Annotated in this window: 19 protein-coding genes; 7 read left to right on the top strand and 12 right to left on the bottom strand. The window is 61.7% G+C overall.

Translation table 11 applies throughout. The annotated features are described in order from the left end of the window. Positions 1-250: 250 nt before the first annotated feature. The gene (locus tag AC0IYH_RS20970) at positions 251-883 is read right to left on the bottom strand and encodes a TetR family transcriptional regulator (protein ID WP_116628287.1); all 633 of its coding nucleotides are present in this window, start codon (positions 881-883) and stop codon (positions 251-253) included. Between the two features lie 286 nt (positions 884-1169). Here AC0IYH_RS20970 and AC0IYH_RS20965 point away from each other — a divergent pair, with 286 nt between their 5' ends. From AC0IYH_RS20965 to AC0IYH_RS20945, 5 genes are all read left to right on the top strand, one after another. Further along, complete coding sequence (locus tag AC0IYH_RS20965) at positions 1170-2318, top strand: efflux RND transporter periplasmic adaptor subunit (RefSeq protein ID WP_116628288.1); 1149 nt, start codon at positions 1170-1172, stop codon at positions 2316-2318. Between the two features lie 3 nt (positions 2319-2321). Further along, positions 2322-5483: an efflux RND transporter permease subunit gene (locus AC0IYH_RS20960; RefSeq protein ID WP_122772869.1), complete on the top strand. Its 3162-nt coding sequence runs from the start codon at positions 2322-2324 to the stop codon at positions 5481-5483. After that, complete coding sequence (gene adeC / locus AC0IYH_RS20955; RefSeq protein WP_122772868.1) at positions 5480-6937, top strand: AdeC/AdeK/OprM family multidrug efflux complex outer membrane factor; 1458 nt, start codon at positions 5480-5482, stop codon at positions 6935-6937. Before AC0IYH_RS20960 ends, adeC begins: the two co-directional genes overlap by 4 nt. Positions 6938-7133: 196 nt before the next feature. Beyond that, positions 7134-8384: an OprD family porin gene (locus AC0IYH_RS20950; RefSeq protein WP_116628291.1), complete on the top strand. Its 1251-nt coding sequence runs from the start codon at positions 7134-7136 to the stop codon at positions 8382-8384. A gap of 83 nt (positions 8385-8467) precedes the next feature. Continuing rightward, complete coding sequence (locus tag AC0IYH_RS20945) at positions 8468-9367, top strand: polysaccharide deacetylase family protein (protein WP_116628292.1); 900 nt, start codon at positions 8468-8470, stop codon at positions 9365-9367. Positions 9368-9503: 136 nt separating this feature from the next. Here the strand turns inward: AC0IYH_RS20945 and pcaC are convergent, their stop codons facing one another. The 11 genes from pcaC to pcaR all read right to left on the bottom strand — a co-directional run bounded on the left by pcaC (position 9504) and on the right by pcaR (position 20315). Further along, a complete protein-coding gene (gene pcaC, locus AC0IYH_RS20940) occupies positions 9504-9899 on the bottom strand; it encodes a 4-carboxymuconolactone decarboxylase (RefSeq protein WP_116628293.1) in 396 nt (131 codons plus the stop codon). 10 nt (positions 9900-9909) lie between these two features. Beyond that, entirely contained in the window at positions 9910-10701 is a 792-nt protein-coding gene (pcaD, locus tag AC0IYH_RS20935; RefSeq protein ID WP_122772867.1) for a 3-oxoadipate enol-lactonase, read from the bottom strand. Positions 10702-10711: 10 nt separating this feature from the next. Then, positions 10712-12076: a 3-carboxy-cis,cis-muconate cycloisomerase gene (locus AC0IYH_RS20930; protein ID WP_471836004.1), complete on the bottom strand. Its 1365-nt coding sequence runs from the start codon at positions 12074-12076 to the stop codon at positions 10712-10714. Between the two features lie 10 nt (positions 12077-12086). Beyond that, on the bottom strand, positions 12087-13382 hold the full coding sequence (locus AC0IYH_RS20925) for an MFS family transporter (RefSeq protein ID WP_116628296.1): 1296 nt from the start codon (positions 13380-13382) through the stop codon (positions 12087-12089). A 203-nt stretch (positions 13383-13585) separates the two neighbouring features. Further along, complete coding sequence (pcaG, locus tag AC0IYH_RS20920; RefSeq protein WP_122772865.1) at positions 13586-14152, bottom strand: protocatechuate 3,4-dioxygenase subunit alpha; 567 nt, start codon at positions 14150-14152, stop codon at positions 13586-13588. 1 nt (position 14153) lies between these two features. Continuing rightward, positions 14154-14858 (bottom strand): protocatechuate 3,4-dioxygenase subunit beta, encoded by a 705-nt coding sequence (gene pcaH, locus AC0IYH_RS20915; RefSeq protein WP_016975086.1) that lies wholly within the window; start codon positions 14856-14858, stop codon positions 14154-14156. A gap of 17 nt (positions 14859-14875) precedes the next feature. Next, positions 14876-16078, bottom strand: coding sequence for a 3-oxoadipyl-CoA thiolase (gene pcaF, locus AC0IYH_RS20910; RefSeq protein ID WP_471836102.1), 1203 nt, complete (start codon positions 16076-16078; stop codon positions 14876-14878). Then, positions 16075-16854 carry a CoA-transferase subunit beta gene (locus tag AC0IYH_RS20905; protein WP_116628299.1) on the bottom strand — a complete coding sequence of 260 codons (780 nt, stop codon included), beginning with the start codon at positions 16852-16854 and terminating at the stop codon, positions 16075-16077. The genes pcaF and AC0IYH_RS20905 overlap by 4 nt, the downstream gene beginning before the upstream one ends. Then, positions 16854-17711, bottom strand: a complete 858-nt coding sequence (locus AC0IYH_RS20900; RefSeq protein WP_116628300.1) for a CoA transferase subunit A — start codon at positions 17709-17711, stop codon at positions 16854-16856. The genes AC0IYH_RS20905 and AC0IYH_RS20900 overlap by 1 nt, the downstream gene beginning before the upstream one ends. A 270-nt stretch (positions 17712-17981) precedes the next feature. Continuing rightward, positions 17982-19322, bottom strand: coding sequence for a 4-hydroxybenzoate transporter PcaK (gene pcaK / locus AC0IYH_RS20895; protein ID WP_471836002.1), 1341 nt, complete (start codon positions 19320-19322; stop codon positions 17982-17984). Positions 19323-19472: 150 nt separating this feature from the next. Further along, positions 19473-20315 carry a pca regulon transcriptional regulator PcaR gene (gene pcaR / locus AC0IYH_RS20890; RefSeq protein ID WP_101267406.1) on the bottom strand — a complete coding sequence of 281 codons (843 nt, stop codon included), beginning with the start codon at positions 20313-20315 and terminating at the stop codon, positions 19473-19475. A 555-nt stretch (positions 20316-20870) separates the two neighbouring features. On the opposite strand from pcaR, the gene AC0IYH_RS20885 reads away from it, so the two are divergent. Beyond that, positions 20871-21071, top strand: coding sequence for a hypothetical protein (locus AC0IYH_RS20885; protein ID WP_003189295.1), 201 nt, complete (start codon positions 20871-20873; stop codon positions 21069-21071). Positions 21072-21404: 333 nt separating this feature from the next. After that, the gene (locus AC0IYH_RS20880) at positions 21405-22880 is read left to right on the top strand and encodes an inorganic phosphate transporter (protein ID WP_116628302.1); all 1476 of its coding nucleotides are present in this window, start codon (positions 21405-21407) and stop codon (positions 22878-22880) included. Positions 22881-23169: the final 289 nt, after the last annotated feature.

Genomic DNA, 23169 nt, shown 5'->3' with positions numbered 1-23169 from the left:
AACACCAAACCAAATGTGGGAGGGGGCTAGTCGAATCGTCGCACCGCCCCTCCCACATTTTTGACTTATGTAGCCCTGGGAAACATTGCTTCACAGAACCGAAACAAAATCGCTACAAAATACTTAGGCGGCTACCTATCAACCGCCCGCCAGCGCGTATATAAAGTCACCCCACCAATCAGGCAGAAGGACGATTGACTGTCCTTGAGCTTTACTGTTGACACAACTAGTGGCAATTACGCATTTTGTCTCAATTGCGCAGGCTAGGGCTCAGGCGCAGCATGTCCAGCCCTGCATCTACCCAGCGTTCGGCTTCCTGGTGTAATTGAAAGCTGTCGGGCACCAGTAACCACTGGCCGATCAAGCCATGGATAAAGGCGTGGATGCACACCGCTCCACGTGCAGTGTCGAGATTTTCCGGAAGCTGCCCGCGATGGACCGCGTTACGCAATGTCAGCCCAATGCGCAGGTTGCACTCCAGGGTATGGGTCTGGCGCTGGCGGCGCATGTCACACATTTCATCGGTGAACTCGCACTTATGAAACAAAATCTCGTTGATGCGCCGGGTCTTCGGATCCAGGGCCACCTGATGGTAAAGACGAATGAGCAATTTGCGCATGCAGCCCAGCGGGTCAAGCTCATCTTCGCTTTCGCTGGCGCGCGCCAACTCGTCCAGGGGCTCATGCAGCGTGTCGAGCAGCGCCTGCAGCAAGTCGGACTTATTGCTGAAATGCCAGTAGATGGCACCACGCGTCACGCCGGCCAGCGCGGCGATATCCGCCAGCGTGGTGCGCGCAACACCGCGCTCATAAAAGGCCTGTTCAGCCGCATCGAGAATCTGGCTGCGCGTCTCCTGAGCTTCCTCTTTGGTACGACGAACCATGGCAGTAAAACCTCAATCAGGACACTTGGGACTATCGTTAACGCAACGTTAATAGACGCTGACGATCATCTGAATAATTGTGGGACGACACCGTCATGGGTGCCGAACGTAATGGAATCGAGGCTTTGGGCGTTGCTTTGTCAACATTCCGCGAAGCCTGTCAAGAGTTTACAAACAACCATGAACGTAAGTATATTGCGTAGCAAGCTACTTATCCACTCACAGCTTGTTTTTTACCCTTCCACCCTTCTTGTGCGCACCCTGCGCGCCTGACCCGAGGATCTTCATGCAACTTAAGCCAGCTGTTACCGCTCTGGTCACTGCCGTCGCCCTGGCATCGCTGCTCAGCGGATGTAAAAAGGAAGAAGCGGCTCCGCCCGCTCAACCCCCTCAGGTCGGCGTGGTCACCATTCAACCGCAAGCCTTTACCCTGACCTCCGAGCTGCCAGGCCGCACCACCGCCTACCGCATCGCGGAAGTTCGCCCGCAGGTCAACGGCATCATCCTCAAGCGCCTGTTCAAGGAAGGCGCGGACGTGAAGGAAGGCCAGCAGCTCTACCAGATCGATCCGTCGGTCTATGAGGCCACCCTCAAAAGCGCACAAGCGAGCCTGACCCAGACCAAGTCCATTTCCGATCGCTACAAGCAGTTGGTCGATGAGCAGGCCGTCAGCCGTCAGGAATACGACACCGCTGTCGCCAATCGCATGACCGCCGAAGCAAACGTTCAAACCGCTCAGATCAATGTGCGCTACACCAAGGTGTATGCGCCGATCTCCGGGCGTATCGGCCGTTCTGCCGTCACCGAAGGCGCACTGGTCAGCAATGGCCAGACCGACGCCATGGCGGTGATCCAGCAACTGGACCCGATCTACGTCGACGTCACGCAGTCTTCCGCTGAAATGCTGAAACTGCGCCGCGACCTGGAAAGCGGCCAGCTGGAAAAAGCCGGCGCCAACGCAGCCAAGGTCAAGCTGACCCTGGAAGACGGTAGCGACTATGGCCAGGAAGGTAAGCTGGAATTTTCTGAAGTTTCAGTCGACCAGACCACCGGTTCCGTGACCCTGCGCGCCGTGTTCCCCAACCCTGACCACACCCTGCTGCCGGGCATGTTCGTGCACGCCCAGCTGCAAGCCGGTGTGAACAGCAAGGCCATCCTCGCGCCACAGCAAGGCGTGACCCGTGACCTCAAGGGCATCCCGACCGCGCTGATCGTCAACGCTGATAACAAAGTCGAGCAACGCACGCTGGTGGCCAACCGCACCGCCGGCGCCTACTGGCTGGTGGAAAAAGGCTTGAATGCTGGCGACCGTGTCATCACCGAAGGCTTGCAGTACGTCAAGCCGGGCGCTGAGGTCAAGGTCAAGGAAGCTGACAACGCCAAGCCAGCCGGTTCCGCTCCTGCTCCTGCTGCCGCGCCTGGCCAGGGGGAGTAACCCATGTCGAAATTTTTTATCGACCGTCCCATTTTCGCCTGGGTAATTGCCCTGGTGATCATGCTGGTCGGGGCACTGTCGATCCTGAAGTTGCCCATCAACCAATACCCGGCCATCGCGCCAACCGCCATCGACATCCAGGTGACCTACCCAGGCGCGTCCGCACAAACCGTGCAGGACACCGTGGTGCAGGTAATCGAGCAACAGCTCAACGGTATCGACAACCTGCGTTATGTCGCCTCGGACAGTAACTCCGACGGCAGCATGACCATTACCGCGACGTTCAACCAGGGTACCAACCCGGACATCGCCCAGGTTCAGGTACAGAACAAGCTGAACCTGGCGACCCCACTGCTGCCGCAAGAAGTGCAGCAGCAGGGTATCCGCGTGACCAAGTCGGTGAAGAACTTCCTGATGGTGATCGGTCTGGTGTCGGAAGACGGCAGCATGACCAAGGACGACCTCTCCAACTACATCGTGTCCAACATCCAGGACCCGATCTCGCGGACTGCGGGCGTCGGTGACTTCCAGGTGTTCGGTTCGCAGTACGCCATGCGGATCTGGCTCGACCCGGCCAAGCTGAACAACTTCCAGCTGACCCCGGTAGATGTGAGCACCGCCATCTCGGCGCAGAACGTCCAGGTGGCCACCGGTCAATTGGGCGGCCTGCCTGCCCTGCCCGGCAACCAGCTGAACGCGACGATCATCGGCAAGACCCGTCTGCAAACCGCTGAGCAGTTCGGCAACATCCTGATGAAGGTCAATGCCGACGGTTCCCAGGTGCGCCTGCATGACGTCGCACGTATCGAACTGGGCGGCCAGAACTACAGCATCAGTGCACAGTTCAACGGCAAGCCGGCTTCCGGTATGGCGATCAAGCTCGCGTCGGGCGCCAACGCCCTGGATACCGCCAAGGCCATCCGCGCCACCGTGGCCTCGCTGGAACCGTTCTTCCCGCCTGGCATGAAGGCAGTGGTCCCGTATGACACCACGCCGGTAGTGACCGAATCGATCTCCGGTGTAGTACACACCCTGGTCGAAGCGATCGTGCTGGTGTTCCTGGTGATGTTCCTGTTCCTGCAGAACTTCCGCGCCACCATCATCACCACCATGACGGTTCCGGTGGTATTGCTGGGTACCTTCGGGATCCTCGCGGCGTTCGGTTTTACCATCAACACCCTGACCATGTTCGGCATGATCCTGGCCATCGGCTTGCTGGTGGATGACGCCATCGTCGTGGTGGAAAACGTCGAGCGGGTCATGGCCGAGGAACACCTGTCGCCCAAAGAGGCGACGGTCAAGTCCATGGGCCAGATCCAGGGTGCCCTGGTGGGTATTGCCCTGGTGCTGTCGGCGGTTCTGCTGCCAATGGCATTCTTCGGCGGTTCCACCGGTGTGATCTACAAACAGTTCTCCATCACCATCGTTTCGGCCATGGCGTTGTCGGTACTGGTTGCTCTGATCTTCACTCCCGCCTTGTGCGCCACCATGCTCAAGCCGATTGACCCTGAAAAGCATGGCCAACCCAAGCGTGGCTTCTTTGGCTGGTTCAACCGCACCTTCGACCGTGGCGTACTGAGCTACGAGCGTGGCGTGGGCAACATGATCAAGCACAAGATCCCGGCGTTCCTGGTGTACGCACTGATCCTCGTCGGCATGATCTGGTTGTTCATGCGCATCCCCGCCGCGTTCCTGCCGGATGAAGACCAGGGCGTAATCTTTGCCCAGGTGCAGACCCCAGTGGGTTCCTCCGCCGAGCGCACGCAAAAAGTCATCGACGACATGCGCGCCTACCTGCTCAATGACAAGGAAGGCGAACCAGGCGAAGGCAAAGGCGTGAAATCGGTGTTTACCGTGAACGGCTTCAACTTCGCCGGTCGTGGCCAAAGCTCGGGCCTGGCGTTCGTGATGCTCAAGTCGTGGGATGAGCGTGACGCGTCGAACTCGGTATTCGAGATCGCCAAGCGCGCCCAGGGTTACTTCATGCAGACGTTCCAGGACGCCATGGTGTTTGCCATCGTGCCGCCATCTGTTCTGGAGTTGGGTAACGCCACCGGTTTTGACGTGTTCCTGCAAGACCAGGGCGGTGTTGGCCATGAGAAGTTGATGGCGGCGCGCAACCAGTTCCTGGGCATGGCGGCCCAGAGCAAGATCCTGGCCGGTGTGCGCCCCAACGGCGTGAACGACGAGCCGCAGTACGAGCTCACCGTGGACGACGAAAAGGCCAGCGCCCAAGGCATCACGCTGTCGAACATCAACCAGACCCTGGCAATCGCCCTGGGTGGCAGTTATGTCAACGACTTCATCGACCGTGGTCGCGTGAAGAAGGTGTATGTGCAAGGTGAAGCCGCCAGCCGCATGTCGCCGGAAGACCTGAACAAATGGTACGTGCGCAGCGACTCCGGGAAGATGGTGCCGTTGTCGGCCATCGCCTCGGGCAAGTGGATCTACGGTTCGCCGAAGCTCTCGCGTTACAACGGTGTGGCGGCGATGGAAATCCTCGGCACCCCGGCACCGGGCTACAGCACCGGTGACGCCATGGCCGAAGTCGAACGTATCGCCAAGCAACTGCCGGCGGGTGTGGGCTATGCCTGGACGGGCCTGTCGTATGAAGAACGCTTGTCCGGCTCCCAGGCGCCTGCGTTGTACGCCCTGTCGCTGCTCGTCGTATTCCTGTGCCTCGCGGCACTGTACGAAAGCTGGTCGATCCCGATCGCGGTGATTCTCGTCGTGCCGCTGGGGGTGGTGGGTGCATTGATCGCCACCAGCATGCGCGGCTTGTCCAACGACGTGTTCTTCCAGGTGGGCCTGTTGGTGACGGTGGGGCTGGCGGCGAAAAACGCCATCCTGATCGTGGAGTTCGCCAAAGAGTTGCATGAACAAGGCAAAGGCATTGTCGAGGCGGCTATCGAAGCCTCCCGCATGCGTCTGCGCCCGATCATCATGACCTCCATGGCGTTCATCCTCGGCGTATTGCCGTTGGCGATCTCCTCGGGCGCCGGTTCAGGCAGCCAGCACGCAATCGGTACTGGCGTGATTGGCGGTATGATCACGGCCACTGTGTTGGCGATCTTCTGGGTACCGTTGTTCTTCGCAACCGTGTCCGCCATCGGCGACCGCAAACCGAAAGAAACCAAGCAAACTCCTAAAGAGGCTGGCCAATGAGCAAGTCGCTACTTTCCTTAGCCGTCACTGCCTTTGTGCTCAGTGGCTGCTCGCTGATCCCCGACTACCAGCGCCCTGAAGCGCCGGTAGCGGCCCAGTTCCCGCAGGGGCCGGCGTACTCGTCGGCCCAGGCGCCGGGCCAGGCCGCTGCCGAGCAGGGCTGGAAGCAGTTTTTCCATGACCCGGCCCTGCAACAGCTGATCCAGACCGCGCTGGTGAACAACCGTGACCTGCGTGTCGCGGCCCTGAACATCGACGCGTTTGCCGCGCAGTACCGCATCCAGCGTGCCGACCTGTTTCCGGCCGTGTCGGCCAATGGCAGCGGCAGCCGCCAGCGTGTGCCGGCCCGTGCCTCGCAGACCGGCGAAGCAAACATCACCAGCCAGTACTCGGCCACCCTCGGGATCAGCTCCTATGAGCTGGACCTGTTTGGTCGCGTGCGCAGCCTGAGTGAAGAAGCGCTGCAGAAGTACTTCGCCACTGAAGAAGCACGGCGCAGCACCCAGATCAGCCTGGTGGCCAGTGTGGCCAACGCCTACCTGACCTGGCAGGCCGACAAGGAGCTGCTCAAGCTCACCCAGGACACCCTGGGCGCATTCGAGCAGAGCTTCAAGTTGACCTCGCGCAGCAACGAAGTCGGCGTGGCCTCGGCCCTCGACCTCAGCCAGGCACGCACCTCGGTGGAAAACGCCCGGGTTCAACTGGCGCGTTATACCCGCCAGGTGGCCCAGGACGAAAACAACCTGACCCTGCTGCTGGGCACTGGCCTGCCGGCGAATATCGCCAGCAAACCACTGTCGGATGACCTGCTCAGCGAAGTGCCGGCCGGATTGCCGTCCGACCTGCTGCAACGTCGCCCCGACATCGTGCAGGCCGAGTACAACCTCAAGGCAGCCAACGCCAATATCGGCGCAGCCCGTGCAGCGTTCTTCCCGAGCATCAGCTTGACGGCCAACGCCGGCACCCTGAGCCCGGATCTTGGCGGCCTGTTCAAAGGCGGCTCGGGCACCTGGTCGTTCGCGCCGCAGATCAACATCCCGATCTTCAACGCCGGTAGCCTGCGCGCGAGCCTGGACTACTCGAAGATCCAGAAAGAGATCAACGTGGCCACCTACGAGAAGGCCATCCAGACCGGCTTCCAGGAAGTTTCCGACGGCCTCGCCGCGCGTGAGACCTACAAGCAGCAGCTGGATGCCCAGCGCGGGTTCGTCGCGGCCAACCAGGATTACTACCGCCTGGCCGAGCGTCGCTACCGCATTGGTGTGGACAGCAACCTGACCTTCCTCGACGCCCAGCGCCAGCTGTTCAGTGCCCAGCAATCGCTGATCACCGACCGCCTGGCGCAGCTCAACAGCGAGGTCAACCTGTACAAGGCCCTCGGCGGCGGCTGGAACGAGCAGACCGCCAAGAACGAGCCGTTGAAAGAAGAAGCACCGGCATTGAAGTTGTTCTGATACGGCTGTAAAGAGTCTTGTCGTTGTAGATAAACCGCTTCCCTCACCGGAAGCGGTTTTTTTTGCCTGTTTCAATGCCCCCCAACTTACGTTCGATCATCGCCCACAACCCGCCCTCCCCCACTTTCACCGCGCCCGCACCGCCCGGCACCATGGCCGCCACCTGCATAACCCCAATAACAACAGGTCCAACACCATGAGCACGTTCCGCCCGCGCCAGCTATTGCTGGCAACCGCTGTCGCCAGTCTTGCCCTGCCCGTCGTCGCCGAAGAGCATGGCTTTCTCGAAGACGCCAGCGCCAACCTCAACCTGCGCAACTTCTTCTTCAACCGCAATTACACCAACCCCACCAAAACTCAGGGCGGCGCGCAGGAGTGGACGCAGAGTTTCATCCTCGACGCCAAGTCCGGGTTTACCCAGGGCACGGTCGGTTTCGGTGTGGATGTGCTGGGGCTGTATTCCTTGAAGCTCGATGGCGGGCGCGGCACTGGTGGCACCCAGCTGTTGCCGCTGGACCACGATGGCCGCCCGGCGGATGAATTCGGGCGCCTCGGTGTGGCGTTCAAGGCGCGGATTTCGAAGACTGAACTGAAAGTAGGCGAATGGATGCCGGTGCTGCCGATCCTGCGCTCGGACGATGGCCGCTCTCTGCCGCAAACCCTGCGCGGTGGGCAAGTCACCTCCAGGGAGATCGACGGCCTGACCCTCTATGGCGGCCAGTTCCGCGCCAACAGCCCACGGGACGACAGCAGCATGACCGACCTGTCGATGACCGGGAAAGCCGCGTTCACCTCGGACCGCTTCAACTTCCAGGGCGGCGAATACGCGTTCAATGACAAACGCACCCAGATCGGCCTGTGGAACGCCCAACTTAAGGACATCTACCGCCAGCAGTTCGTCAACGTCATCCACAGCCAGCCCATCGGCGACTGGACCCTGGGCGCCAACCTCGGCTTCTTCTATGGCAAGGACGACGGCAGCGCTCGCGCAGGCGACCTCGACAACAAGACCTGGTCCGGCCTGTTCTCCGCCAAATACGGCGGCAATACCTTCTACGTCGGCCTGCAAAAACTCACCGGCAACAACGCCTGGATGCGCGTCAATGGCACCAGCGGCGGCACCCTGGCCAACGACAGCTACAACTCCAGCTACGACAACGCCGAGGAAAAATCCTGGCAGGTGCGCCACGACTACAACTTCGTCGCCCTCGGCATCCCGGGCCTGACCCTGATGAACCGCTATATCAGCGGCAGCAATGTGCACACCGGCACCATCACCGACGGCAAGGAATGGGGCCGCGAAAGCGAATTGGGCTACACCGTGCAAAGCGGCAGCCTGAAAAACCTTACGGTGCGCTGGCGCAACTCCAGCATGCGCCGCGACTACAGCAACAATGAGTTTGACGAAAACCGGTTGATCGTCAGCTACCCGATAAGTCTGCTGTAAACCGGCGTCAAACTTGCTGTATGGTGCGCGCCTGCCGCTGCTGATCCCCTCAGCAGCGGCCTTTATTCGAGCCCGCGTACCCCATGAAGTCCTTCGCTGCCGCACTCGCTGTACTTGCCCTGGCCATGAGCCTGAGCGGCTGCATCGGCGCACCCATCGCCCTCACGCCGCAGACCGAACAGCGCCTGCAAACCCAGGCGCCGATCCGCTTCCTGCTGACCTTCGATGACGGTCCCAGCGCCTCGGGCTACAACAACCCGAGCCGTTCGGTGGTGGCGGACCTGGCCAACAACCCGGTGCTGTCGGGGATCAAGGCGGTGTTCTTCCTGCAGACCGAAGCGGGCCGCTCCGGCGGCAGCGCGCGCGGGCGCAAGACCATGGAGCGCGAGTTCGCCGGCGGGCATATCCTGGCCTTCCACACCGCCACGGGGTTTCACACCAACCATCGCTGGCTCAGTGACGCCGAACTGGAACGCACCCTCGCCCAGGGCGCGGCCGACATCGCCTCGATCACCGGCAGCCCGCCGCTGCTGGTACGCCCGCCGTTCTGGAACTACGACCGCCGCACCTTCGCCGCCTACCAACGCCATGGCATGCAGGTGCTGCTTACCGACTTGAGCGCCAATGACGGCAAGATCTGGGGCTTCAACGCCAGCCCACGTCGACGCGCCAACCTGTATCGGCAACTGTCGGTGGTGCGCGAGCATATCGCCTTGGGTGAGCTGCCGACGGTGGACGGGGTGATTCCGGTGGTGGTGACCTTCCATGACATCAACCGCTATACCGCGCGGCATATGCAGGAATATCTGCAGATCCTGATGGACAGCGCGCGGGTCAACGGCATGAAGACGGCCGCCGAGCCTTTCTATACCGACACGGCCCAGCTTCAGCGTGCAGCACTGGCGCGTACGGTCAAGGATGTGAGCGAGCCGGTGCACCTGCCCGGCGTGTGGAACTGGGTGTGGGACGCCGATTCCCACTGACACACCGATATCAATGTGGGAGGGGGCTTGCCCCCGATAGCGATGTATCAGCTACAGATGTGTTGACTGACACTATGCTATCGGGGGCAAGTCGAATCGTCGCACCGCCCCTCCCACATTTTGACTGCATTCCAGCTCAGGCTTCGCGCGACTCGACACCCAACTCATCCCACACCGACTCGGCCAGGTGGAACGTCGCATTCGCCGCCGGGATCCCGCAGTAGATCGCGCTCTGCATCAGCACTTCCTTGATCTCGGCGCGGGTTACGCCATTGCTGGCGGCGGCGCGCAGGTGCAGCTTGAGTTCTTCGCTGCGGTTCATGCCGATGAGCATGGCGATGGTGATCAGGCTGCGGGTATGCCGAGGCAGGCCGGGGCGGGTCCAGATATCACCCCAGGCGTGGCGGGTGATCATTTCCTGGAACTCGCTGTTGAACTCGGTCAGGGCATTGAGGCTGCGGTCGACATGGGCATCGCCCAGCACTTCGCGGCGCACTTGCAGGCCGTCGGCGTAACGTTGTTTTTCGTCCACAAAAGACTCCTCAGCGGGCCTGCAAAAATTCAATCACCCGGTCACTGAACGCAGCGCCGGCCTGTACGTTGGACAGGTGCGCCGCATAGAACTCGGCGTACTCGGCGCCCTGCACATGGTTCTGGATAAAGTGGCTGCCGGCTGGTGGGGTTACGGCGTCTTCGGTGCCGGCGATCACCAGCGTCGGCACTTTGATCGAGGCCAATTGATGCCGGAAATCCGCATCACGCACCGCCGCGCAATTGGCCGCATACCCTTGGGGCGAGGTGGCCGCGAGCATGTCGGTAATCTGCTGGGCCTGGTGCGGGTTGGCGGCGGCGAAGTCGGCGGTGAACCAGCGCGCAATCGAGGCATCACGCAACGCCACCATCGCCGCCGCGCCGTCACGCAGGACCATCTCGATCCGCGGGTCCCACACCTCGGGCGTGCCGATCCTGGCGGCGGTGTTGCACACCACCAGGCGCTGCAGGCGCTCACCGGCGTTGATCCCCAGCCACTGGCCGATCAGGCCGCCCATGGACAGCCCGCAGAAATGCGCACGCCGGATATCCAGCGCATCCAGCAGCGCGATCACGTCACGGCCCAGTTGCTCGATGCTGTAGGGGCCCGGGGTGACCAGGGATTTGCCATGGCCACGGGTGTCGAAGCGCAACACGCGAAAATGCTCGGTGAAGGCCGCGATCTGGATGTCCCACATATGCAGGTCGGTGCCCAGCGAGTTGGACAACACCAGTACCGGTGCATCGGCGGGGCCATCCAGTTGGTAATGCAGTTCGCCATCGGCGAGTTGTACAAATGCCACAAAGGCCTCCTTAGGCAGTCAATGCAAAGTGTTCGGTGACGGCGCGGGTAACCCAGGTGTGCGCCTGACCCAGGTAGTGGGCTGGGTCGAGCAGGCGGTCCAGCTCAGCGGCGGATAACTCGGCGCTGACCTGCGGCTCGTCCGCCAACACCGCGCGCAAATGGCGCTGCTCGGCGACCGCGCGCTTGCAGCATTGCTCCAGCAAGTGGTGCGCGGTTTCGCGGCCCAGGCGTTGGGCCAGCACGATACTCACGGCTTCGGCCAGCACCAGACCCTGGGTGAGGTCGAGGTTATGCGCCATGCGCCCAGGGTCGACTTCCAACCCTTCGCTGACCAGCAGCGCCTGTTTCAACGCGCCGGATACCATTCGACAGATTTCCGGCAAGGTTTCCCACTCGGCGTGCCACAAGCCCAGGCTGCGTTCGTGCTCCTGGGGCATGGCGCTGAACATCGTCGCCACCAGCCCCGGCACCCGAGTGGCCGCGCTGATCAATACGGCGGCGCCGACCGGGTTGCGTTTGTGCGGCATGGTCGAGGAGCCGCCCTTGCCCGGCGCCGACGGTTCGAACACTTCCGCCGCTTCGGTCTGCATCAGTAGGCTGATATCCCGACCGAGCTTGCCGAGGCTGCCGGCGATCAGGCCGAGCACGCTGGCGAACTCCACCAGCCGGTCACGCTGGGTGTGCCAGGGTTGCTCGGGCACGCTCAGTTGCAGCTCGGCGGCCAGCGCTTCGGCCACCGGCATCGCCTGCTCACCGAGCGCCGCCAAGGTGCCGGAGGCGCCGCCGAACTGCAGCACCAGCAGGCGCGGTTTCAGCTCGGCCAGGCGTTGTCGGCTGCGTGTCACCGCGCCCAGCCAACCGGCGATTTTCATCCCCAGGGTCACCGGCGTTGCGTGCTGCAACCAGGTGCGCCCGGCCAAGGGCACGCCCGCATAACGTTGCGCCTGGGCGGCGAGTATTGCGCCCAAGTGCGCCAGGTCGGTTTCGATCAATTCCAGCGCACGCCGTATTTGCAGCACCAGGCCGGTGTCCATCACGTCCTGGCTGGTGGCGCCCAAGTGCACGAAGCGCTCGGCTTCGGCATCTTCACCGGCAATCAACTTGCCCAGTGCCTTGACCAGCGGAATCGCCGAATTCCCCGCCGTCGCAATCGCCATGCCGAGGGCATCCACGTCGTACAGCGACGCCAGACAGGCCTGGGCAATCGGCGCCACGGCGGACTGGGGAATCACGCCGACCCGGGCCTGCGCCCGCGCCAGCCCGGCTTCGAAATCCAGCATGCCCTGCAGGCGCCCCTGGTCGCAGAACACCTCGGCCATGCTGTCAGCGGTGAAGTAAGCGTCGAACAGTTGATTGCTCGTGCGCAGTGTCATAACCCATCCCTTACAGATCGTGATGCAAGTACGCCGCCTGTTTCGGCAGGCGCAAGCTGAACAGGAAGGCCACCGCCATCATCGCGGTAACGTACCAGTAGAAGGTGTTTTCCATGCCGATGGATTTCAGGCTCAGCGCGACTACTTCCGCCGACCCGCCAAACACCGCGTTCGCCACCGCATAGGCCAGGCCCACGCCCAGTGCACGCACCTGCGGCGGGAACATCTCCGCTTTGACCAGGCCGCTGATGGAGGTGTAGAAGCTGACGATCGCCAGCGCCAGGGTAATCAGCACAAAGGCCAGGAACGGGCTGCTGACGGTTTTCAGGGTCAGCAGGATCGGCACCGTGAACAGCGTGCCCAGGCCGGCGAACCACAGCATCGAGTTACGTCGGCCGATCTTGTCCGCCAGCATGCCGAACAGCGGCTGCATGCACATGTACAGGAACAGCGCGCCGGTCATGATGTAGCTCGACGTCTTGGCGTGCATGCCCACGGTGTTTACCAGGTATTTCTGCATGTAGGTGGTGAAGGTGTAGAAAATCAGCGAACCGCCGGCGGTGTAGCCGAGCACGGTGATAAACGCGGCTTTGTGGTCGCGAAACAGCGCGGCGATGCTGCCGGCGTCTTTGTCTTCGCGCATTTCCTTGCTGGAGGTTTCCTTGAGGGTGCGACGCAGCAACAGCGAGATCACCGCCGCAATCGCGCCGATCACGAATGGAATCCGCCAGCCCCAGGCGCGCAATTCTTCTTCAGTGAGGATTTGTTGCAGGATCACCACCACCAGCACCGCCAGCAGCTGCCCGCCGATCAGCGTCACGTACTGGAACGAGGCGAAGAAACCGCGCTGGCCCTTGAGCGCCACTTCACTCATGTAGGTGGCCGTGGTGCCGTACTCGCCGCCCACCGACAGGCCCTGGAACAGGCGCGCCACCAGCAGCAGGATCGGCGCCCAGACGCCAATGTCGTTGTAGGTCGGCAGAAAGGCGATGACCAGTGAGCCGGCGCACATCATCAGCACCGAAATCATCATCGAGTTCTTGCGCCCGTGCTTGTCGGCCACCCGCCCGAACAGCCAGCCGCCAATCGGCCGCATCAGGAAGCCGGCGGCGAATACGCCCGCGGTGTTGACCAGTTGCACGGTGGGGTTGTCCGACGGGAAAAACGCCGGGGCGAAGTAGATGGCGCAGAAGGCGTAGACGTAGAAGTCGAACCATTCGACGAGGTTGCCGGAGGAGGCGCCGACGATCGCAAAAATCCTTTTGCTGCGTTCTTCTCCGGTGTAGTGGCTCGTTGTTGTTGTCATGGTTTTTTCACTCAGTGGGAACGGTTATAGCCTAGACATACTTTGCAACAACCATGTTCCGCAACAAGACATTTGGATAAGGGTTGGCTGTAGGGCCTCATCGGGGGCAAGTCGAATCGTCGCACCGCCCCTCCCACATTTTGACCGCGCCGCCTATCAAGTGTGGGAGGGGGCTTGCCCCCGATGAGGCCCTACAGCCCCACTCAATAATCAAAAAACACCGTTTCCCTATCTGTCCCCTGCAAAATCACATTCCACTGATACACCCCCGCCCCATCCCGCTCGGCAATCAAGGTGCTGCGCCGCTGGGCCGGCACACACGCCAGCAGCGGGTCATCCCCGTTCAGTGCCTCGCCGTCAAAATAAATCCGCGTCAGCAAGTGCTTCACCAACCCCCGGGCAAACACCAGCACCACCAGGTGCGGCGCCTGGGTCGTGCCCTTAAGCCCCGGCACACTGCCCGGCTTGATGGTGGTAAAGCGAAAACGCCCTTCGGCATCCACCGGCACCCGGCCAAAACCTTCAAAGTTGGGGTCGACAGCCTTGTCCTGTTCGTCCTCAGGGTGGTCGTACTTGCCGGCGGCATTCGCCTGCCAGACTTCCAGCATGGCGTCGTTGACGACATCGCCATTGCCATCCACCACTTGCCCGCTGATGGCCACGCGCTCGCCGAGGGTGGCGGCGGTGGTCAGGTCTTCGCGGTTCAGCCAGGTCAGGCCGATGTGGTAATACGGCCCGACGGTGTGGGACGTGGTCGCGTTGAGTGTCATCTCATTTCTCCATCGGCGTGGCGTCGCGGCCGCGCAGGACGATGTCCCAGCGGTAGCCGAGGGCATAGGAAGGAATGGTTTTTTCCAGGTCGAAGCTGGCAATCAGGCGCTGCTTGGCCGAAGTGTCCGGCACGCAGTTGTAGATCGGGTCGTACTCCAGCAGCGGGTCGCCGGGGAAATACATCTGCGTGACCAGGCGCGTGAGCACGCTGGGGCCGAACAGCGAAAAGTGGATATGCGCCGGGCGCCACGCGTTGTGGTGGTTGCCCCACGGGTAGGCGCCGGGCTTGATGGTCTGGAACTGGTACCAGCCATCGGCGTCGGTGACGGTGCGCCCGGTGCCGGTGAAGTTCGGGTCCAGCGGTGCGTCATGCAGGTCGCGCTTGTGGTTGTAGCGACCGGCGGCGTTGGCCTGCCAGATCTCCACCAGAATGCCCGGCACCGGCAGACCGTTTTCATCCAGCACACGACCATGAATGATGATGCGTTCGCCTTGCGGCTCGCCTTCATGCTGGGCAGTGAGGTCGTTGTCCTTCTCATTGACGCGCTCGGCGCCGATGGTCGGGCCGGTGATTTCCGACAGGGAATGGGGCAGAAACACCAACGGCTGGGACGGCGAACGCAGGTTCGTCGACTGGTAGGCCGGGTGCAGGTAATCAGGTTGAGTGCCCGCTTGCGGGCGCCGGTAACCGGGCTTGTCACTCATGGAGCAGTCCTCTCTTATTAGATGCGTTCAATCGCCAGGGCCAGGCCTTGGCCGACGCCCACACACATGGTCGCCAGGCCTTTACGGCCGCCGGTTTTTTCCAACTGATGCAGCGCGGTCAATACCAGCCGTGCGCCGCTCATGCCCAAAGGATGGCCGAGGGCGATGGCGCCGCCGTTGGGGTTGACCTGGGGCGCGTCGTCCGCGATGCCCAGTTCACGCAGCACCGCGAGGCCTTGGCTGGCAAAGGCTTCATTGAGTTCGATCACGTCAAAATCGGTGACGGCCAGGCCCAGGCGCTCCACCAGTTTGCGCACCGCCGGCACCGGGCCGATGCCCATCACACGCGGTGCGACACCGGCGCTGGCCATGCCCAGGACTCGGGCGCGGGCGGTCAGGCCATGTTTTTTCACGGCGTCGGCAGACGCAAGAATCAATGCGGCCGCGCCGTCGTTGACGCCCGAGGCATTGCCGGCAGTGACGGTCTTGTCCGGGCCATTGACCGGCTTGAGTTTGGCCAGGGCTTCCAGGCTGGTGTCGCGTGGGTGCTCGTCGTGCTCGACCAGGGTTTCGCCTTTTTTATGCGCGACGCGCACCGGCACGATTTCCTCGGCAAAGTACCCGGCGGCCTGCGCGGCGGCGGTACGTTGCTGGCTGCGCAGGGCGAAAGCATCCTGGTCGGCGCGCGATACCTTGTAGTCGTCGGCGACGTTGTCGGCGGTCTGCGGCATCGCATCCACACCGTACTGGGCTTTCATCAACGGGTTGATAAAGCGCCAGCCGATGGTGGTGTCTTCCAACTTCATGTTGCGCGAAAACGCCGCGTCGGCCTTGCCCATCACGAACGGCGCGCGGGACATCGACTCGACGCCGCCGGCAATCGCCAGCTCCATTTCACCGCTGGCGATGGCGCGAAACGCGGTGCCGATGGCGTCCATGCCCGAGGCGCACAGGCGGTTGAGGGTCACGCCGGGAATGCTCTCCGGCAGGCCCGCCAGCAGCAGGGCCATGCGCGCGACGTTGCGGTTGTCTTCACCGGCCTGGTTGGCGCAGCCGAGGAATACCTCGTCCACTGCGCTCCAATCCACCGACGGGTTGCGCTCCATCAGTGCCTTGATCGGCAGCGCGGCCAGGTCATCGGCGCGCACTGTGGCCAGGCCACCGCCGAAACGGCCGATGGGGGTGCGGATGGCATCACAGATAAATACGTCGCGCATCAGGCTTCTCCCGGCGCTTGGCCGTGGGCCGCGGCGGTGCGGGCTTCGAGGTCGCGCAAGGCGGTCAGCTCGATGTCGGTCGGCTCGGCGGTGATGGCGACTTGATCGGCAAAACGTATGGCCCAGCCGGTAGCCGCGACTACTTGCTCGCGGGTGACGCCAGGGTGCAGCGCGGTAACCACAAATTCATGGGTGCCCTCTTCCGGCTCCATCGTGCACAAGTCGGTAATGATTCCGACAGGCCCGGCACCCGGCAGGCCCAGGCGTTTGCGCGAGTCGCCGCCTTCGCCGTGGCCGACGGAGGTGATGAAGTCCAGCTTGTCGACAAACGAGCGCGACGACTGCTTGAGGATGATCAACACGCTCTTGGCCGAACCGGCAATTTCCGGCGCGCCACCGGCACCCGGCAGTCGCACTTTGGGCTGGTGGTAATCACCGACCACGGTGGTGTTGATATTGCCGAAGCGGTCGACCTGGGCGGCGCCGAGAAAGCCGACGTCAATGCGCCCGCCCTGCAGCCAGTAGCGAAAAATCTCACCGGTCGGTACGACGGTGTCGGCAGTTTCCGCCAGCTCGCCATCGCCGATGGACAGCGGCAGTACCGAGGGTTTGGCGCCAATCGGGCCGGACTCGTAGATCAGCACCACATCCGGCGACGAGGTCAGGCGCGCCAGGTTGGCCGCCTTCGACGGCAGGCCGATGCCGACGAAGCATACCGAGCCGTTCTTGAGGCGACGCGCGGCGGCGACGGTCATCATTTCATTGGTCGAGTAAGCCATTACTTGGCCTCCTGCGCGATGGCCAGTTTGGCCTGGAATTCATTGAAGTCGGCAGTGCCGTGGATGTATTCGTCGATCCAGGCGGTAAAGGTCCCACGGTCGCGGGCGATTGGGTCCCACGCCTGGTAGAAACGGTTATCACGCTCGTTGTAGCCATGGGCGTAGGACGGGTGCGCGCCGCCAGGTACGTGGCACACCGCAGTCAGGGCCCAGGTCGGCAACACGCAGCTGTTCATTGGCGCATTGAGGTCATCGACAATTTCTTCGACGGTGACGATGCAACGCTTGGCCGCCAGCGCCGCTTCCTTCTGCACACCGAGGATGCCCCAGAGCAACACGTTGCCCTTGCGGTCGGCCTTTTGTGCGTGGATCACGGTGATGTCCGGGCGCACCGACGGCACCGCCGCCAGCACTTCGCCGGTGAACGGGCAGGTGACGGTCTTGATCAGCGGGTTGACCTTGGGCAGGTCGGAACCGGCGTAGGCACGCAGCACCGCGAACGGCAGGCCGGACGCACCGGCGACGTAGGCATTGGCCAGGTCGGCGTGGCTGTGCTCTTCAATCTCCAGCGGTTGCGGCCATTGTTTCTCTACCGCGTCACGCAGACGATGCAGGGAGCCCACGCCGGGGTTGCCACCCCAGGAGAAAATCAACTTGCGGGCGCAGCCGGCGCCGATCAACTGGTCGTAGATCAGGTCAGGCGTCATACGCACCAGCGTCAGGTCTTTCTTGCCCTGACGAATGATTTCATGACCCGCGGCCGTAGGGATCAGGTGGGTGAAGCCTTCCAGTGCGACGGTATCGCCGTCGTTCACGAATCGCTTCACCGCGTCACGCAGCGCAAGAATTTCAGCCATGGGGTTGGGCTCCCGGTGTGGATCGAAAAAGGCGCTGAGGTGGCGCCGAAGTGCTTGAAGATTAAGCCGGGGAAATGGGCCAAACAATCCGATAATCGACTCAGCGTTCGATTATCGAACGGATTGTTATCTAGCTAACCTTCATGTGAACTCGGTTGAATGTGGGAGGGGGCTTGCCCCCGATGGCGGTGGATCAGTCAAAGATGTGCTGACTGACACACCGCCATCGGGGGCAAGTCCCCTCCCACATTTTTTAAACCGTGCCCGCTCTCAGGTCGCATCCGCATGGCTGACCATGCCCTTGATCACCACCGCCGCCGTGGCCAGCGCCGCCGGAATCACCAGCGCCGTCAGCACCTGCTCGAAATTCCAGCCCAGGCCCAGCAAGGTAGCGCCCATCCAGGCACCGAGGATCGCACCAAAGCGGCCGATGCCGAGCATCCATGACACGCCGGTGGCGCGGCCCTGGGTCGGGTAGAAGCGTGCCGCCAGGGATGGCATCGCCGACTGCGCGCCGTTCACGCACATGCCGGCAATCAGCACCAGCGTCGCCAACACGGTGATATTGCCCAGGCTCTGCCCCACCGCGTAGGCAAACACCCCGGCCAGCAGGTAGAAAGTGCCGATGACCTTGTGGGGATTGAACCGGTCCATCGCCCACCCCACACCAACAGCGCTCAACACGCCACCAAACTGGAACAACGCGCCGATAAACGCCGCCTGCTCCATGCTCGCGCCGCTGTCACGCATCAGCGTCGGCAACCAGCTGGTCAGCAGGTAAACAATCACCAGGCCCATGAAGTAGGTGAGCCACAGCAGCAAGGTGCCGGCGCTGTAGGTGCCGGAGAAGATCACCGCAAACACGTTGCGCGCCTTGACGGTTTTTTGCTCCGGCACGCTGAAGGCGGTGGCCTGGGCGACAATCGTCGGCTCGATGGGTGCAAGGGTTTTGCGCACCTTGTCGGTCCCACGGTTGCGCACCACCAGGTAGCGCGCCGACTCCGGCAGCCACAGCATCAGTACCACCACCAGGATCAACGGCAGGATGCCGCCGATCATCAACAGTGCATGCCAGCCGAACGCCGGGATCAACTTGGCCGAGATAAACCCACCGCCGGCCATGCCCAGGTTGAAACCACAGAACATGCTGGTCACCAGCAACGACTTGTGACGTTCAGGCGTGTATTCGGAAAGCAACGTGGTGGCGTTCGGCATGCCGGCGCCCAGGCCGAGCCCGGTGAGGAAGCGCAGCACCAGCAACTGGTCGACATTGCTGCTGTAGGCCGAGGCCAGGCTGAAGGCGCCAAACACCAGCACCGCGCCGACCAGCACCACCTTGCGCCCGAAACGGTCGGCCAGCGGCCCGGAACCCAAGGCACCGAACACCATGCCGATCAACGCGGCGCTCATCACCGGGCCGAGGCTGGCGCGGTCGATGCCCCAATCCTGGGACAGCGCCGGTGCGATAAAACCCATGGCGGCGGTGTCGAGGCCATCGAGGAACACAATCAGGAAACACAGGATCACCACGCGCCACTGGTAGCGGGACAGTGGCTGGGCGTTGATAAAGGACTGGACGTCCAGGGTGGTACCGACAGAAGGCTGATTCATTATTTTTATTCCACACCGATGGCGGGCTGACGGCCTGAGGTCGTCGTTATTATTGGGCGGCGGCCCCTGAAGGAGCGCTGCCGCACATTAATAAGCCAGGGGGAACAGCGTCAATTGATCAACCGGGGATCTGTGCGGTCACCGAACAGCTTAGGCAAACAGCTGTGCGCTCAACTCGCGGCTGGCGCTGAGCATGCTGGGCAGGAAGCGCTGCTCCAGCTCGCTGCGGCTGACCCGCGCCGCGTGGGTGCTGACGTTGAGCGCGGCCAGCACCTGACCGGACGCGTCGTACACCGGCACGGCGATGGAGCGCAGGCCCTGTTCCAGTTCCTGATCGACGATGCACCAGCCCTGCTGCCGTACTTGTTGCAGGCATTCGAACAGGGCCTCGGGGGTGGTCAGCGTGCGGCTGGTCTTGGTTTGCAGGTCAGCATGGTCGAGGTAATCCTGCAACGAGGCATCGTCCAGTGCCGCGAGCAGGATGCGGCCCATGGAGGTGCAATAGGCCGGCAAGCGCCCGCCTACCGACAAATCCACTGAAATCAGGCGCTGGGTGGTGGCCGAGCGGGCGATATAGAGGATGTCGTCGCCTTCGAGGGTGGCCATGTTGCAGGCTTCGTGGAGCTGCTCGCTCATGCGATCCAGATAAGGTTGGGCCGACACGGCCAGGGGTGTGGATGACAAGTAGGCATGACCCAAGGTCAAGACCTTGGGCAACAACGAATACGTGCGCCCGTCCGTGGTGGCGTAGCCCAACTTGATCAAGGTGTGCAGGCAACGGCGCACGGCAGCGCGGGGGATTTCGGTGCGGTGGCTGATCTGCGCAATGGTGAGGTGGCGCTTGCGCTCCTGGAACGCCTGCACCACGGCCAGGCCACGTGCCAGGGACGTCATGAAGTCCGGATCACCGGTAAACGCCTGGATGCGCTTGGCCGGTGAAGCAACGATCGGCGGCGCCACTGACGCGAAAGAGTTGCGCAATTGATCGTTCATGTGGGGATCCTTTCTCTTATTGTCGACCGCGTGGGAGGTTTGGCCGCTATTACAAGCCGCGTCGGCCAGGCTGCACAAGGCAGGCCTGAGAACATTGGGCGATTATCGGACGGTCATGCGATTATCGCAAACCGCTGGCGCCTATGGGCCGCGGGAATGTCCTTCGATGGGCATCGCCTGCAAAGTTACAAAGGTGTTTTATAACGGCTAAAGTTTCGTGGAACTTATGGCGCCAAAATTTCCACAAACACGGACATGCTTGTGTAACAAAACCCACACACAACATTGACGCTTTTTAACTTTATGCTGATAGTCTTATCCAAATGTGTCGCTATAATGCACCCTATGCCCAGGCTTGCCCGCCTCACTCGCCGGACCGAAGCTCAACCGGTGATCGCCGTGCATAATCGAACGCTACTGCCCGCCTCGACTACGTGCACTAAAACGTGACTACTTGAACCTGTTTCAATGAAAGGGTTCAGGTCGATACAGCCGAGGGCGGCCTTCCGGTATATCTCAGCAGACTAATAACACTCAACTCAATTAGGTAACAATGTGACGAAAGATGAACTGCGCGCGGAACTTGAGCGCCAGGAGCAACGTTACAAGGACGTTTACGGCGGGGAAGTCACCACCTACGCCGCCCAGCCTGAACCTGAACGCAAACCATGGCGCAAGCGTGCCAGCCTGCTCGACCAGGCATTTGCCCAGGAAATCCAAAAGATTGAACAGGAACTCAAGACCGAAGAGCCATAAGCCATTCGGTTTCAGGTCCCAGGTCTTGCCGTGTTCACCGGTGCATTGCCGGTGAAAGGCCCCCCCGCATCAGCGCCCAGTGGTCAGTCTCCTACTGCAGCCAACGAATTTTCATACAAATGTTTCAGACATGACGTTTTGATGACGAAACTGCGGCTTTTCGGCGGTGTGCTTTATAAATCAAAGACTTGCCAAAGCCCCTAAAACCGTGGGATGAGCGCCTTTGGCCCGGTTTTTTTCAATGAAGATTGTGACCGATGAGCAGCTAGTGCATCGATTACCGAGGTTTTCTGGCATAATCGCGCCCCCTTACGACCGGGTCAGAAAACCTTCATGATCGATTTATTCAGCGGACTGGATGCCTGGGTTCTAGTGAGCCTATTGCTCGCCCTCGCCTTTGTCCTCGCCTTCGAGTTCATCAATGGCTTTCATGACACCGCTAACGCGGTGGCCACAGTCATCTATACCAAAGCCATGCCGCCGCACCTGGCCGTGTTCTTCTCCGGGGTGTTCAACTTCCTCGGCGTGTTGCTCGGTGGTGTCGGTGTCGCCTACGCCATCGTGCACTTGCTGCCGGTGGAGTTGCTGATCAATGTGAACACCGGCCATGGTTTGGCAATGGTCTTCTCCTTGTTGGCGGCGGCGATCACCTGGAACCTGGGCACCTGGTACTTCGGTATCCCTGCCTCCAGCTCCCACACCCTGATCGGCTCGATCCTCGGTGTCGGCCTGGCCAACGCCTTGATCAACGACATCCCCCTGGCTGACGGTGTGAACTGGCAGAAGGCTGTGGATATCGGCGCGTCGCTGGTGTTCTCGCCGATGGCCGGTTTCCTGGTCGCGGCCCTGGTGCTGATCGGCCTGAAATGGTGGCGTCCGCTGTCGAAGATGCACAAGACCCCGGACCAGCGCCGCAAGCTTGACGACAAGAAGCACCCGCCGTTCTGGAACCGCCTGGTGCTGGTGATTTCCGCCATGGCCGTGAGTTTCGTGCACGGCTCCAATGACGGCCAGAAAGGTATCGGCCTGATCATGCTGGTGCTGATCGGCATCGTGCCGGCGCAATTCGTACTCGACTTGGGCAGCACCACTTACCAGATCGAACGTACCCGCGATGCGACCGTGCATTTGAGCCAGTTCTACCAGCGCAATAACGCCACGCTCGGTGAGTTCCTGGCCCTGGGCAAAAGCGTGAAGGACGACCTGCCAGGCAAGTTCCAGTGCAACCCACAGCAGACCGAGCCGACCATCAACGCGCTGGTCGACACCCTCAAGGGTGTGTCCGACTATCACTCGCTGACTTCTGACCAGCGTATTGAAGTGCGTCGCTATTTGCTCTGCCTGGATGACACCGCGAAGAAAGTCGGCAAGTTGCCTGGCCTGGATGCGCGTGAAAAGTCCGACCTCGACAAGTTGCGCAAAGACTTGACCGCTACCACCGAGTACGCACCGTTCTGGGTGATCCTCGCGGTTGCACTGGCCCTGGGCCTGGGCACCATGGTGGGTTGGAAGCGTGTGGTACTGACCATCGGCGAGAAGATCGGCAAGCAGGGTATGACTTACGCCCAGGGCATGTCGGCGCAGATCACTACCGCTACCATGATTGGTTTTGCGAATATCTTTGCCTTGCCGGTTTCGACCACCCACGTGCTGTCCTCGGGTGTGGCCGGGACCATGGTTGCCAACAAGAGCGGCCTGCAGGGGGGCACGGTCAAGACCATTCTGATGGCTTGGGTGTTGACCTTGCCGGCGACTGTGGCCTTGTCGGCTGGGTTGTTCTGGCTGGCGTCCAAGGCGTTGGGTAGCTGATAGGCTGCGGATGAAAAAGAAGGCGCGATCCTGTTGGGGGTCGCGCCTTTTTTTTGGGCTGTTGGAATGAGTACATATCCGTTTCTGCGGTAACGGCTGATATGGGTTCCGCCCTTACGGCGGGTCACTTTTGGAAAAGAGCCCCAAAAGTAACCAAAAGGGCTCTTGCCCCAACACTCGGCACCTCGCCTAGGCTCGGTGTGCCCGAACGAAGGCTTGAATCCGTGGGCCGCCGCAATGGGCCATCCTTGGCCCAGTGCGGCTAACCCGGCGTCCTGCCGGGTTACCC

The sequence above is a fragment of the Pseudomonas sp. AC463 genome, from assembly GCF_979253585.1.
The sequence above is the reverse complement of the archived record's forward strand: the minus strand, read 5'-3'. Positions and strand labels throughout refer to the sequence as shown.